Raw genomic sequence first — 12,690 nt, 5'->3', positions numbered from 1 at the left:
CCCGCCTCACAGCTTCGCGCCCTGCCCGGCCGCCACGCGCAGCACGTCGGCGAACACGCCGGCGGCGGTCACTTCCGGCCCGGCGCCCGGGCCCTGCACGATCAGCGGATTGTCGCAGTAACGCCGGGTGGTGAACTGGACGATGTTGTCGGTCAGGCGCAGGTTGGCGAAGGCGTGCGCCGCGGGCAGTTCCACCAGGCCGACGCGGGCCCGGCCTTCAGCATCCAATCGGGCCACGTAACGCAGCACGTTGCCGTCCGCGCGCGCATGCGCCAAACGCTCAGCGAAGGCCGCGTCCACTTCGCCCAGGCGCGCCATGAAATCGTCCACGCTGGCCTGCCGCAAGGATTCCGGCACCAGACTTTCCACCTGCACATCGTCCAGGGCGAGTTCGCGGCCGGCTTCGCGGGCCAGGATCACCAGCTTGCGGGCCACGTCCGTGCCGGACAGGTCGTCGCGGGGATCCGGCTCGGTATAGCCCAGGCCGCGCGCCTCGGTGACCAGTTGCGAGAACGGCACGCTGCCGTCGTATTTGTTGAACAGCCAGGCCAGCGTGCCGGAGAAGATGCCTTCCACCGACACCACCACATCGCCGGTATCCAGCAGGTCGCGCAGCGTGGAAATGACGGGCAAGCCAGCGCCGACCGTCGCCTCGTAACGGAAGCGCGCGCCGCTGGCCGACGCGGCCTCGCGGATGGCGTGGTAGCGCTCGAGCGCGCCGGCACCGGCCTGCTTGTTCGGGGTGACCACGTGGATGCCGGCGGCGAGCCATTCGGCGTACCGGTCCGCCACGACGGGGCTCGCGCTGCAGTCCACGATCACTGCGTGCGGCATGTGCGCCGACAAGAGGTGCTGGGTGAAGCGGTCGAGATCGGTGGCCTGCGCGCTGGCGTCGAAGCGCGCGCGCCAGTCGTCACCCAGCGAACGCTCGTCCAGCAGCATCCTGCGGCTCGAGGCGACCGCGCGCAGGCGCAGGTCGAGGTTGGCCTTGGCCAGCAGTTGCGGTTGCGCCGCACGCAGCTGTTCGATCAGCGCCGCGCCCACGTTGCCCGGGCCGATCACGCCGATCGCGAACGTCTGCGGCGACAGCCAGAACCCGGCGTGCGCGGCACGCAGGGCCTTGGTCGCATCGCCACTGTTGATAGCCACCGAGATGTTCCGCTCCGACGAGCCCTGGGCGATCGCCAGGATGTTCACCTGCGCACGGCCCAGCGCGCCGAACAGGCGCGCCGATACGCCCGGCGTGCCGGCCATGCCGTCGCCGACCGCGGCCAATACGCTGACGCCGTCGCGGCGCTGGACGCGCTGGATCTGGCGGGTATCGAGTTCGTGGGCGAACGCGTCCAGCAGCGCAGCCTGTCCCTTCGCCGCTTCGCTGGCCTTGACCACGCAGCAGATCGAATGCTCGGACGACCCTTGCGAAATCATCACCACCGACACGTGCGCATTGCGCAACGCGGCGAACACGCGCTCGGCCGTACCGGGTACCCCGATCAGGCCAGTGCCTTCGAGGTTCAGCAGGGCCAGGTCGGCGCTCAGCGTCAGTCCCTTCACCGGGCCGACGGCGTCGCGCTCGGCGGTGATGCGCGTGCCCGGGTGTTCCGGGTGGAAGGTGTTGCGGATGATGATGGGCAACCCCCGCTCCATCGCCGGCGACATGGTCTGCGGATGCACGACCTTGGCACCGAAGTAGGCAAGTTCGCAGGCTTCGTCGTAGCTCAGGGCACCGAGTTGCACGGCCTCCGGCACCACCCGCGGGTCGGCCGACAGCACGCCATCCACGTCGGTCCAGATATGCAGTTCGGCTGCGTCGTACAGGGCGGCGAAGATGGCGCCGGAGTAGTCGCTGCCGTTGCGGCCCAGTGTCGTGAAGCGGCCTTCGCGGTCGCGCGCGACGAAACCGGTGACCACCACGCGGCGCTCTGGGTGCGCGGCACGCCACGTCGCGAGGCGCTGCGCGCTGTCTTCCCAGTCGACCACCACGCCGAGTTCACCGTGGTCGACGCGGAGCACGTCGCGGGCGTCCAGCACGGCGCAATCTTCGCCCTGCAGCTTCAGGTACTCACCCAGCAGGCGCGCCGAACAGACTTCGCCCAGCCCCTGCACGCGCTGCAGCACCACTTCCGGCAGACCACCGATGACGATCAGCGCGTTGAGGATCTCCTCCAGCCGCTGGAAGCGCTCGTCGACCCATTCGATCACCGGCCCGGCCTCTTCGCCCAGCAACGCCACCGCCGCGCCGCGATGCCGCGCGCGCAGGGCATGCCAGCTTTCGTGCCACTCCGGGCGGTTGGCGGCGGCCAGTTCGCACAATTCGATCAGCGCATCGGTGACGCCCTTCATGGCCGACACGACCGTGACCTGCACCTCCTCGTCGCGTGCCAGCAGCAGCTTGGCGACATGCCGATAGCGTTCGGCATCGGCGACGGACGTGCCGCCAAACTTGTGGACGACGGTGCGGGGTTTGGCGTGTTCGACTTCGGCGCTGCGGGACGACATGGGTCAGGAACCTCGGTTAGGAGGCCCGGCACGCATCAGGAATCGGGGTCGCCCTGCATCCTGATCCGGGTGCGGGGCCGTGGTTTGCGAGTTACGCGAACACGACCAGCCGCACCCGACGAGTCAGGGTGGTAATGGTCGTAATCAGGGCCGTGCGTCCACCGGATGCGCGCGCCGACACCGGCATCGGGGCCGGGATCGAATTCGCAGACGCGTGGGCAAGGGAGCGCATGGGTGAAGAAAACCACGGCACCCCCGGGGGCTGTCAAGCGTTGCGACGCAACAAAGCCAATGATTTCAGTTGGATGCAACTGAAACCAATCCGTCGCGCTTACAACGTGCGGGTCATGAAGACGCTGTTCGGGTCGTCCACGTAATCGCCGAACGGCCCGCAGACACGGAAGCCGGCACGTGCGTACAGCGCGCGCGCCGGCGCGAAGTAGTCCATCGAGCCGGTCTCGAGACTGAGGCGCGCGTATCCGCGTCGGCGCGCCTCGGCCAGGATGTGCCCAAGCATCCGCGCCGCTACCCCACGCCGCAGGTGTGTCTGCGCCGTGCGCATCGACTTCACTTCGCCCTGCCCTTGCGCCAGTTCGCGCAGCGCACCGCAGCCCGCCAGCGCTTCGCCGTCCCAGAGCGTCCAGAAGGTGATGTCGGGGCGTCGCAGCGCGTCCAGATCGAGCGCATGCACGCTTTCGGGCGGCGAGATGCGATGCATCCAGTCCAGGTGTTCCTTCAGCAGCGCGATCACGGCGGGATGGCGGAGGTCGTCGAGGCGGAGGTCCATGGCGTCCAGGCTCATTCGGCGCAGTCGTGGTCCAGGTTCAAGACGAAGCGCTGTCCCGCGCGCGCCTGTTCGAGCACCGCCAGGTCCACGCCCTTGACGCCGCCATGGTCCATCGCCCGCATGGCATCGGACACCAGGGATCGCGTGTCGGCGCGACCTTCCAGCGTGCAGCGCCGCGCGGTGCAGTGCACGCGGGTGATATCCAGCAGCCCGCCCACGTGCTCGCCCAGTTTTCGGATCAGCGGGGCACACATCGCGACGCTGGCGTCGGGCGCGGGGGCCGGTACTTCGTCCATGGCGCCGCTGAGGTATTTCTTGGCCAGCAGGCGGGCGTCCCGCTGCTCCTGGGTCTGGTACGGCATGAAGACGCCGTCCTGGTACATCTCACGCACCGCCAGCGGCCGATCGTCGTTGGCCACCCACTTCGCCCAGTCGATCGGCGCGATCTCGGCGGCCGGCGCGGGTGCGGCGTGCCACCAGTACTCGCGCTCGCCTTCCCCCAGATCGATGTCGGGTTTGCAGCTGTCGCCGCACCAGACAGATAAGCTCTGCTGGACCTTGTAGCGCACGACCGCCACCAGGCCCCCGTCCTGGGCCCGCGTCATCCTGACTTCGCCAAGGTCCATATGATCGGAAGACGGGAGCTCGTCGCCGCTGAAGACCACCCATCCTTTCTCGCAGGCATAGGCCATGTTGCTGATCGAGGTGGTGAGTCGCTGCGTCAGCATCGGCGGCGGCACGCGCACCTTGCGGGGATCACGCTCCAGGCGCAGCCCACCCACGGCCTGGCGCGCCACCAGCGATCCGGCCCACAGGGCGTACTGGTACGGCTCTTCGCGACGCCATTCCTCGAACGCCTCGTGCGTGTCTTCCGTGCTGCTCCAGCTGCTGAGGACGATCCGCTCCTCGTCGATGGCGTCGATGCTCCAGACGCCATAGCGATCGGGCACCCGGTCCAGCGCGCCTTCCATCGCCTTGCCGAGGAACCGCTGCCGACGCCCCTCGGCGTGGTTGAAGGTGTAGGTGCCCCGCAGGTCCGGGCAGCCTTCCTTGAAACCGGCGAACAGACCAGGATTGGGACCCGGCATGCCGTCAGGGCGCTCCGAACACCCGGCCAGCAGCACCATCATCAGGACCATCCCCCATCGCCGCATGCATCGCCCCCATCCCCGGTGTCGGACAAGATGTAACGCAAAACGCGTCCCTCCGCATCGCAGTGGCGTTGGATTTCTGGGAGGCGTCGCGGCCATGCGCTATCCTTCCGCCGTCTTGGCCCCGTAGCTCAGCTGGATAGAGCGGTCCCCTCCTAAGGGACAGGTCGCACGTTCGAATCGTGTCGGGGCCACCACTCCCTCGTCTTGCGGGCTCCGCGCCGCATCGGCAGATCGCCGACAACGCCAGTTCCGGCTCGGCAATCCGAACAGACGCCGACAGCGAATCAACGGCGCCGTAACCGATTGAAATACACAGGGTTTCCAGCAGGTCGGCCGCGGCCGCTCTGGTAGAATCATGCCCCCGCGATGCACCCCTTCGGCCGCATCCCCTGCATTCGATCCCTGGAGCACTTCATGCCCGCAGACCTTCTCAAGGCCCTCGGCCTTGCCAGCACCAACTCCGGCACCTACCTCGGCAGCGGCGAGTGGTCCACGACCACGGACGCCGGCCTGCTGCAGTCGATCAACCCGACCACCAACGAGGTGATCGCCGAGGTCCATGCCAGCAGCCAGGCCGATTACGAGAAGGTCGTCGCCCGTGCCCAGGCCGCGTTCAAGATCTGGCGCACCACCCCGGCCCCGCGCCGTGGCGAAGCCGTGCGCCTGTGCGGCGAAGCGCTCCGCAAGCACAAGGACGCGCTGGGTTCGCTGGTCGCGCTGGAAATGGGCAAGAGCAAGCCCGAGGGCGATGGCGAAGTGCAGGAGATGATCGACATCGCCGACTTCGCCGTGGGCCAGAGCCGCATGCTGTACGGCTACACCATGCACTCCGAGCGCCCCGGCCACCGCATGTACGAGCAGTACCAGCCGCTGGGCCTGGTCGGCATCATCAGCGCGTTCAATTTCCCGGTCGCCGTGTGGGCGTGGAACTCGTTCCTGGCCGCGATCTGCGGCGATATCTGCATCTGGAAGCCGTCCAACAAGACGCCGCTGACCGCGATCGCCAGCATGAAGATCTGCAACGACGCGCTGAAGGCCGGCGGCTTCCCGGACATCTTCTTCCTGATCAACGACGCCGGCGTCGAGCTGGCGCAGCAGTTCGTCGACGACAAGCGCATCCCGCTGATCAGCTTCACCGGTTCCACCCAGGTCGGCCGCACCGTCGGCGAGCGCGTCGCCCGCCGCATGGGCCGCAGCCTGCTGGAGCTGGGCGGCAACAACGCCATCATCCTGGACGAAACCGCCGACCTGAAGCTGGCCGTGCCGGGCATCGTGTTCGGCGCCGTCGGCACCGCCGGCCAGCGCTGCACGACCACGCGCCGCCTGATCGTGCACGAGTCCATCTACGACAACGTGCTGGCCACGCTGGTGAAGGCGTACAAGCAGGTGGAAGGCAAGATCGGCGACCCGACCGACCCGGCCAACCTGATGGGCCCGCTCAACAGCCAGGGCGCCGTGCAGCAGTTCCTGGACTCCATCGCCAAGGCCAAGGCCAGCGGCGGCACCGTCGAGACCGGCGGTACTTCGATCGACCGCCCGGGCAACTTCGTCCTGCCGGCGATCGTCACCGGCCTGAAGAATTCCGATGAAGTCGTGCAGCACGAGACCTTCGCGCCGATCCTGTACGTGATGAAGTACAAGACCCTCGACGAAGCCATCGACATGCAGAACGCCGTGCCGCAGGGCCTGTCGTCGTCGATCTTCACCCAGAACCTCAAGGCGGCCGAGCAGTTCCTGTCGGCGGCCGGCAGCGATTGCGGCATCGCCAACGTCAACATCGGCACCAGCGGCGCGGAAATCGGCGGTGCGTTCGGTGGCGAAAAGGAGACCGGTGGCGGTCGTGAGTCCGGTTCGGATGCGTGGAAGGTCTACATGCGCCGTCAGACCAACACGATCAACTACTCCGACTCGCTGCCGCTGGCGCAGGGCATCAAGTTCGACCTCTGAGGTCGTCGCGACCGGTGCGCATGCGTGCCGGCGGCCCCGCGGGGCCTCGCGTTCTGGGATAATCGCGCCACCCTCCGGGGTGGCGCGCGTGTTTGCGCCGGCCCGATCCAGCGCCATCGCGCCTCCCTGACCCCTGCACGGAGCTCCTGATGAACCAAGCCCGCACCACCAGCAGCCTCGCCATCGCCAGCCTCGTCTCCGGCATCCTCGGTTGGACGCTGCTGCCCTTCATCGGCACGCTCGTCGCCATCGTCACCGGCCACATGGCGCGCGGCGAGATCCGCCGCAGCGCGGGCGCCTTGGATGGCGACGGCCTGGCCATCGGCGGCCTGATCCTGGGCTGGCTGTCGGCGCTGGTGTGGATCGTGGGCCTGGTGGTGATCTTCATGTTCCTGGGCGGGCTGGCCTGGCTGGCGACGCTGAACTGAGCCCGCCCGCGTCCATGTATCCCCTCGCCCGACCTTTCCTGTTCGGCCTGGATGCCGAAACCGCCCACGGCCTGGGTCTGAAGGCCCTCGACGTCTCCTACCGCACCGGCACCACGCCGCTGGTGGCCCGGCCGATCACGCCGATGCCGACCAAGGTGATGGGGCTGACCTTCCCGAACCCGGTGGGCCTGGCCGCCGGCATGGACAAGAACGGCGCGCACATCGATGCGCTGTTCGCCCTGGGCTTCGGCTTCGTCGAAATCGGCACGGTCACGCCCAAGCCGCAGGCGGGCAATCCGAAACCGCGCATGTTCCGCCTGCCGCAGCACCAGGCCGTCATCAACCGGCTGGGCTTCAACAACGAAGGCGTCGATGCGCTCGTGCGCAACGTCGAAGCCGCGCGCCGCGACCGCGGCCTGCTCGGCATCAACATCGGCAAGAACAAGGACACCTCCAACGAGCGCGCTGCGTCCGACTACCTGTACTGCCTCGAGCGCATCTACCGGCTGGCCGACTACATCACCATCAACATATCGTCGCCCAACACGGCCGGCCTGCGCGAACTGCAGGAAGAACAGGCGCTGCGCCAGCTGATCGGCACGCTGCGCGACGCTCAGGAAGACCTGGCGGCCCAGCACGGCAAGCGCGTGCCGATGCTGGTGAAGATCGCGCCCGACCTGACCGACAGCGACATCGACGCGGTCGCCCGTGTACTGGGCGACATGCAGGTGGACGGCGTGATCGCCACCAACACCACGGTCTCGCGCCTGAGCGTGCAGGAGCACCGGCACGCACGCGAGACCGGCGGCCTGTCCGGCGCGCCGCTGATGGGCCAGGCCACCCTGGTGCTGCGCCGCATGCGCACGCGCCTGCCGGACACGATCCCGCTGATCGGCGTGGGCGGCATCCTGTCCGGGGCCGATGCGGTGGCGAAGATGTCCGCCGGCGCGTCGCTCGTGCAGTGCTACACCGGTCTGGTCTACCGCGGACCGGAGCTGGTCCGCGAATGCGTGGAAGCGATCCGCCGTCGCCGCGAAGCGCCGAGCCGTGGGCCGGTAGCACCCGAATGACCCAGGGGTACCGCCTCACCGCCAATGCGTCCCTGCGGGACCGCAACACGTTCGGCGTGCCGGCGATGGCGCCGTGGCTGATCGAAGTGGACGACGCCTCGGCCCTGGCCGACGTCCTTGCGCTGCCGCAGGTCGTCGGCAGCGACAGTCTGGTGATCGGCGGTGGCAGCAACCTGCTGTTCGCCGGCGATGCGCCGGGCGCCGTCATCACGATGGCCACGCGTGGGCTGCAGCTGCTGTCCGACGATGGCCAGCAGGCGCGGGTACGCGCCGATGCCGGCGTCGCGTGGCATCCGCTGGTGATGTGGACGCTGGAACAGGGCCTGTGCGGCCTCGAGAACCTGGCGCTGATCCCCGGCACCGCGGGCGCATCGCCGATCCAGAACATCGGCGCGTACGGAACCGAAGTCGGCGAGTTCATCAGCGTGGTCGAAGCGCTCGACCGCCGCAGCGGCACGATGGTGCGGCTGGACCGCGAGGCCTGCGCGTTCGCCTATCGCGACAGCGTCTTCAAGCGTGAAGCGGACCGCTACCTGGTGACGGCGGTGGAGTTCGTGCTGCCGCGCACGCCGCAACTGCGCCTGGATTACGCCGGCATCCGTGAGGAACTGGTCGCGATGGGCGTCGGCGCGCCGACCGCACGCGACGTGGGCGACGCCGTCGTCCGCATCCGCCAGCGCAAGCTGCCGGACCCGGCGGTCGTCGGCAATGCCGGCAGCTTCTTCAAGAACCCCATCCTCTCGCAGGCGCAGGCCGACGCGCTGCAGGTCGACTACCCCACCCTGCCCGTGTTCCGCGGCGATGCCGAGCACAACCGCAAGCTGTCCGCCGCGTGGATGATCGAGGCCTGCGGGTGGAAGGGCCATCGCGACGGCGATGCCGGCGTGTCCGCCGCGCACGCGCTGGTGCTGGTGAACCATGGACTGGCCACGGGCGCGCAGCTGCTCTCGATCGCGCGGCGCATCGCCGACTCGGTGCACGCACGCTTCGGCGTCGCGATCGAGCCCGAACCGAAGATCATCGGCGCGCGCTGGTAGCCGCCGCACCTCCTATGCCCACCGTTCCCGCCCACTTCCGCGCCGCCTCGCTGATGCTGGGCAGCACGGTGCTGTTCGCCCTGATGGTGGTGGCGATCCGACTCGCCTCGGCGACCCTGCACACGTTCGAGATCGCCTTCTTCCGCAATTTCTTCGGCCTGCTCGCCGCCGCGCCGCTGATCCTGCGGCATGGCCCGGGATTCCTGAAGACCACCCAATTCCCGCGCTACCTGTTCCGCTGCCTGATCGGCATCTGCTCGATGCTGGCCGGCTTCTGGGCGATCGGCCACCTGCCGCTGGCGCAGGCCGTGTCGCTGTCGTACTCCACACCGCTGTTCGTCACCCTCGCCGCCGCGGCGATGCTCAACGAGCAGGTGCGTGCGCGCCGCTGGACGGCAGTGGGGCTCGGCTTCATCGGCGTGCTGGTGATCGTGCGGCCGGGCACCACCGAATTCACGGTGGATGCGCTGATCGCGGTGCTTGCCGCGGTGATGAGCGCGCTGGTCGCCATCCAGATCAAGCAACTGTCCAACACCGAACCGGCCGACCGCATCGTCATCTACACCACCCTGCTGTGGGTGCCGATGTCGCTGTTCCCCGCGCTGGCCGTGTGGGAATGGCCGCAAGGCATCACCTGGGTCTGGGTGGTCGCCGCCGGCGTGCTCGGCACCGGCGGCCACATGCTGTGGACGCGCGCGCTCAAGCTGGGTGAAGTCTCGGCGCTGACGCCGATCAGCTTCATGCAGTTGCCGGTGGTCGCCCTGTTCGGCTGGCTGCTGTTCGACGAATCGCTCGACGCCTGGACGCTGGTCGGTGCCGGCATCATCTTCGGCGCCAATGCCTACATCGCGCATCGCGAGGCCGTACTGGCCCGTCGCGCCGCCTCCGAAGCGCCCAGCGCGGCGGCCAAGCCCGGCGAATGACGCCAGGTCCGCTCAGCCCCGCTTGGTGGGCTGCTTGCCGGGACGCTTGCCTTCGCGATAGAGCTCGGCGAAACGGGCGTCGTCATCGTCCAGCGTCTTCGGATCCGCTGCCAGCAGCGGCGCGACATACTGCCGATACAGCGGCTCGGCGTCCGCCTTGCGTCCCAGTTCGTGGTACGTGTCGATCAGGTTCCAGGCCGCAATGCGCGTTTCCAGATCGGTCTCGCCCAGCACGCGCCGGCGAAGTTCGAACAGCCGCTGGTACTCCGGCACGGCTTCCGCCGTACGACCCAACACGCGCAGCGCTTCGGCACGGATGACCATGGTGATCTGCGCCTGCGGGTGCTTCTCGCCCAGCGTCTTCAGCGCCAGCGGCTGCACGTCGCCCAACAGGCGCAGCGCCGCTTCCGCCTGGCCGGCATTGAGCAACGTGCCCGCATGGTTGACGAGGATCGACAGCGTGTCCGGATGCCCGGGGCCGAGCGCGCGGCTGCGTGCCGTGATCACCTGCTCTTCCAGCGGCAGGGCGGCGGCGAAATCGTCGAGTTTGGCGTAGGCCGTCGCCAGGTTCAGGCGGGTGCGCACCGTCTGCGGATGGTCGCGACCCAGCACGCGTTCGCGCGCGGCGAGCACTTCCTGCAACGCCGGAAGCGCGGCCTTCACCGCTTTCCGGTCGCCGCCGTCGATCATCATCGTGGCCAGCGTGCTGCGCGCCTGCAGCGTGGTGGGATGCTCGCTGCCGAACTTGCGCGTGTAACGCTGGGTGAGGTCGCGCTGCATCGCGATCGCCTCGTCCCGTTCGCGGTTCATGATCCGCAGCACGGCCAGGTTGCCCATCGCGGACAGGGTTTCCTCGTCGTCCGGTCCCAGCGTGGCCGTGCGCAGCGCGACCACCTTCTCCATGTTGGCGCGCGCCTCGGGCAGTTCGCCCAGGCTGCGCTGCACGGCGGCGAGGTTGTTGGTCGCTTCGAGCGCGGCGGGGTCGCGTTCACCGGCACTGGCGAGCAAACGCTCCTGGACCGCCTGCACGACGCCCTTGGCCCGCGGACGGTCGCCACGCGCGGAAATGACCTGCGCCTGCGCCAGTTCCAGCTTGACCCGCACGCGATCGTTCTCCGGCAACGCGAAGGCCCGGGGCAGCGCCTTCTGCAGCACGACGTCGGCCTGGTCGATGTGGGCGCCTTCCAGCAGCGCCTGCACCTGCTCGTTGCGTGCGCGCAGCGTCTCCGGCGCACCGTCGCCGAGGGTGGCGGCGCGGTGCTCGGCGACCCGGCCGAAATGCTCCGCCGCCTTGTCGTAGCGGCCGATGGCGGCATACACCCGCGCCACGGATTCGCGCAGGCTGGCGGCGACGTCCGGCTGGTCGGCGAAGTCGCGCGCGATGGCATTCTCGGCGTTGGCCAGCAGTTGGCGATCCACCAGGTCGCGGGCCAGGTCGCCGGTGCTGGCTTTCGCCAGCGTCGCGCCGAACGCGACCGACGCACCCGGATCCACGCTGGCCACCTGCCGCACCAGCCCCTCCGACAGACCCACGCCCATCGTCTCGATGTCGATGCCTTCCAGCATCGATTGCTGGAAGGCGGCGACCTTCTCCAGTTCCGCGCTGCGCGACTCCGCCACGGCGCGCTGCGCGCGCGCCTGCTGCAGGCCGTAGAGCGACAGGCCCAGCCCGGCGAACAGCGCCAGCAGCACGACCGCAGCAGCCGCCGTCGCGGTCCGATGACGGCGAAGGAACTTGCGGGCCGCGTAGCCACGGCTCGGCGGCACGGCGCCGACCACGCGGCCGTCGAGATAGCGCTGCAGGTCGTCCGCGAGCGCCGCGACCGATCCGTAGCGCGCGTCGCGGTCGTGCTGCATCGCCTTCAGGACGATCCAGTCCAGATCCCCGCGCAGGCGCTCGCGCATGCCGGCCGTCGACAGCCGGCGCTCGTCAGCGACCTGCCGCGCCTGCTCGGCCGGCAGCGACGCCAGCCGCGACGAGGGCGCCACGGCCGTAGGCGTGTCCGCGGCCCAGGTTTCCCCTACCGCATCGGGACGCACGCCGGCGATCAGTTCGTACAGCACCACGCCGAGCGAGTAGACGTCGCTGCGCGTATCGACCTGGTGCGCGTCGCCATGCGCCTGCTCCGGGCTCATGTATTCGGGCGTGCCTGCGCGCTCGAGCGCCGCTTCGCCGGCCAGCGAGGCCGCCATCGCGATGCCGAAGTCGATGATCTTCGGCACGGGACGGCCGTCGAGCGTGTCGACCAGCAGGTTGCCCGGCTTCAGGTCGCGATGCACCACACCCTTGTGGTGCGCGTGCTGCACGCCTTCGCAGACGCGGATGAACAGCGCGACGCGTTCGTCCAGCGACAGCCGCTGCTCACGGCAGTAGCGCGTGATGGGGCTGCCCTCGATCAGCTCCATCGCGAAGAACGGGAAGCCTTCTTCGGTGGCGCCGGCGTCGTAGATCTGCGCGATCGCGGGGTGGCGCATCTGCGCCAGCACCTGCCGCTCGACTTCGAAATGGGCCAGATGGCGGGCCTGGAGTTTCTGCGCGCGCAGCAGCTTCAGCGCCACCTCGCGGCGGACCGGCTCCAGCTGCGCGGCGCGATAGACCTCGCCCATGCCACCGCGGCCAAGCAGGCCTTCGATGCGGTAGTGGCCCAGCCGCGCGCCGGGCGCGAGCGTACCGTCGGGCGCGGTGGGCGCGTCCTGCAGGCGCGTGGCCAGTTGCTCGGTGGGCGCGAGGTCGTCGTACGGTTGCGATGTCATGCCACTATCCCCGGTGGGCGACGCCATGGTACCGGAGCCTGCCGCCGCCGGCCGATCCGGTACACTTCCGGACGCATCCGCCCTCTGCGCT

Annotated in this window: 9 protein-coding genes and 1 tRNA gene; 6 read left to right on the top strand and 4 right to left on the bottom strand. The window is 69.1% G+C overall.

The window, feature by feature from the left end; translation table 11 throughout:
* Positions 1 to 6: 6 nt before the first annotated feature.
* The 3 genes from thrA to BLT45_RS08230 form a co-directional block, all read right to left on the bottom strand.
* Positions 7 to 2,499, bottom strand: coding sequence for a bifunctional aspartate kinase/homoserine dehydrogenase I (thrA, locus tag BLT45_RS08240; RefSeq protein WP_093297296.1), 2,493 nt, complete (start codon positions 2,497 to 2,499; stop codon positions 7 to 9).
* 331 nt (positions 2,500 to 2,830) lie between these two features.
* Positions 2,831 to 3,301: a GNAT family N-acetyltransferase gene (locus tag BLT45_RS08235; RefSeq protein ID WP_254771811.1), complete on the bottom strand. Its 471-nt coding sequence runs from the start codon at positions 3,299 to 3,301 to the stop codon at positions 2,831 to 2,833.
* Positions 3,298 to 4,416: a hypothetical protein gene (locus tag BLT45_RS08230; protein ID WP_139187965.1), complete on the bottom strand. Its 1,119-nt coding sequence runs from the start codon at positions 4,414 to 4,416 to the stop codon at positions 3,298 to 3,300. The genes BLT45_RS08235 and BLT45_RS08230 overlap by 4 nt, the downstream gene beginning before the upstream one ends.
* A 141-nt stretch (positions 4,417 to 4,557) precedes the next feature.
* Between BLT45_RS08230 and BLT45_RS08225 the strand changes: the two genes are divergently transcribed.
* The 6 genes from BLT45_RS08225 (at position 4,558) to BLT45_RS08200 (ending at position 9,845) form a co-directional block, all read left to right on the top strand.
* Positions 4,558 to 4,634, top strand: a tRNA-Arg gene (locus tag BLT45_RS08225).
* Between the two features lie 220 nt (positions 4,635 to 4,854).
* Positions 4,855 to 6,387: an L-piperidine-6-carboxylate dehydrogenase gene (locus BLT45_RS08220; RefSeq protein ID WP_093297291.1), complete on the top strand. Its 1,533-nt coding sequence runs from the start codon at positions 4,855 to 4,857 to the stop codon at positions 6,385 to 6,387.
* A 149-nt stretch (positions 6,388 to 6,536) separates the two neighbouring features.
* The gene (locus tag BLT45_RS08215; RefSeq protein ID WP_093297289.1) at positions 6,537 to 6,815 is read left to right on the top strand and encodes a DUF4190 domain-containing protein; all 279 of its coding nucleotides are present in this window, start codon (positions 6,537 to 6,539) and stop codon (positions 6,813 to 6,815) included.
* Between the two features lie 14 nt (positions 6,816 to 6,829).
* Positions 6,830 to 7,885, top strand: a complete 1,056-nt coding sequence (locus BLT45_RS08210) for a quinone-dependent dihydroorotate dehydrogenase (RefSeq protein ID WP_093297286.1) — start codon at positions 6,830 to 6,832, stop codon at positions 7,883 to 7,885.
* Positions 7,882 to 8,922, top strand: a complete 1,041-nt coding sequence (murB, locus tag BLT45_RS08205) for a UDP-N-acetylmuramate dehydrogenase (protein ID WP_093297284.1) — start codon at positions 7,882 to 7,884, stop codon at positions 8,920 to 8,922. Before BLT45_RS08210 ends, murB begins: the two co-directional genes overlap by 4 nt.
* Positions 8,923 to 8,936: 14 nt before the next feature.
* Positions 8,937 to 9,845 carry a DMT family transporter gene (locus BLT45_RS08200; RefSeq protein WP_254771810.1) on the top strand — a complete coding sequence of 303 codons (909 nt, stop codon included), beginning with the start codon at positions 8,937 to 8,939 and terminating at the stop codon, positions 9,843 to 9,845.
* A gap of 12 nt (positions 9,846 to 9,857) precedes the next feature.
* Here the strand turns inward: BLT45_RS08200 and BLT45_RS08195 are convergent, their stop codons facing one another.
* Positions 9,858 to 12,599: a serine/threonine-protein kinase gene (locus BLT45_RS08195; RefSeq protein WP_175455763.1), complete on the bottom strand. Its 2,742-nt coding sequence runs from the start codon at positions 12,597 to 12,599 to the stop codon at positions 9,858 to 9,860.
* Positions 12,600 to 12,690: the final 91 nt, after the last annotated feature.

Origin of the sequence: Pseudoxanthomonas sp. CF385, from assembly GCF_900104255.1 — a bacterium.
Lineage (GTDB): Bacteria > Pseudomonadota > Gammaproteobacteria > Xanthomonadales > Xanthomonadaceae > Pseudoxanthomonas_A.
This window is presented reverse-complemented; position numbering and strand designations above follow the sequence as displayed.

Bases quoted from the DNA above. Each gene is read 5' to 3' on its own strand.
- thrA (WP_093297296.1), bottom strand. From the start codon at position 2,499: ATGTCGTCCCGCAGCGCCGAAGTCGAACACGCCAAACCCCGCACCGTC.
- BLT45_RS08235 (WP_254771811.1), bottom strand. From the start codon at position 3,301: ATGAGCCTGGACGCCATGGACCTCCGCCTCGACGACCTCCGCCATCCC.
- BLT45_RS08230 (WP_139187965.1), bottom strand. From the start codon at position 4,416: ATGATGGTGCTGCTGGCCGGGTGTTCGGAGCGCCCTGACGGCATGCCG.
- BLT45_RS08220 (WP_093297291.1), top strand. From the start codon at position 4,855: ATGCCCGCAGACCTTCTCAAGGCCCTCGGCCTTGCCAGCACCAACTCC.
- BLT45_RS08215 (WP_093297289.1), top strand. From the start codon at position 6,537: ATGAACCAAGCCCGCACCACCAGCAGCCTCGCCATCGCCAGCCTCGTC.
- BLT45_RS08210 (WP_093297286.1), top strand. From the start codon at position 6,830: ATGTATCCCCTCGCCCGACCTTTCCTGTTCGGCCTGGATGCCGAAACC.
- murB (WP_093297284.1), top strand. From the start codon at position 7,882: ATGACCCAGGGGTACCGCCTCACCGCCAATGCGTCCCTGCGGGACCGC.
- BLT45_RS08200 (WP_254771810.1), top strand. From the start codon at position 8,937: ATGCCCACCGTTCCCGCCCACTTCCGCGCCGCCTCGCTGATGCTGGGC.
- BLT45_RS08195 (WP_175455763.1), bottom strand. From the start codon at position 12,599: ATGACATCGCAACCGTACGACGACCTCGCGCCCACCGAGCAACTGGCC.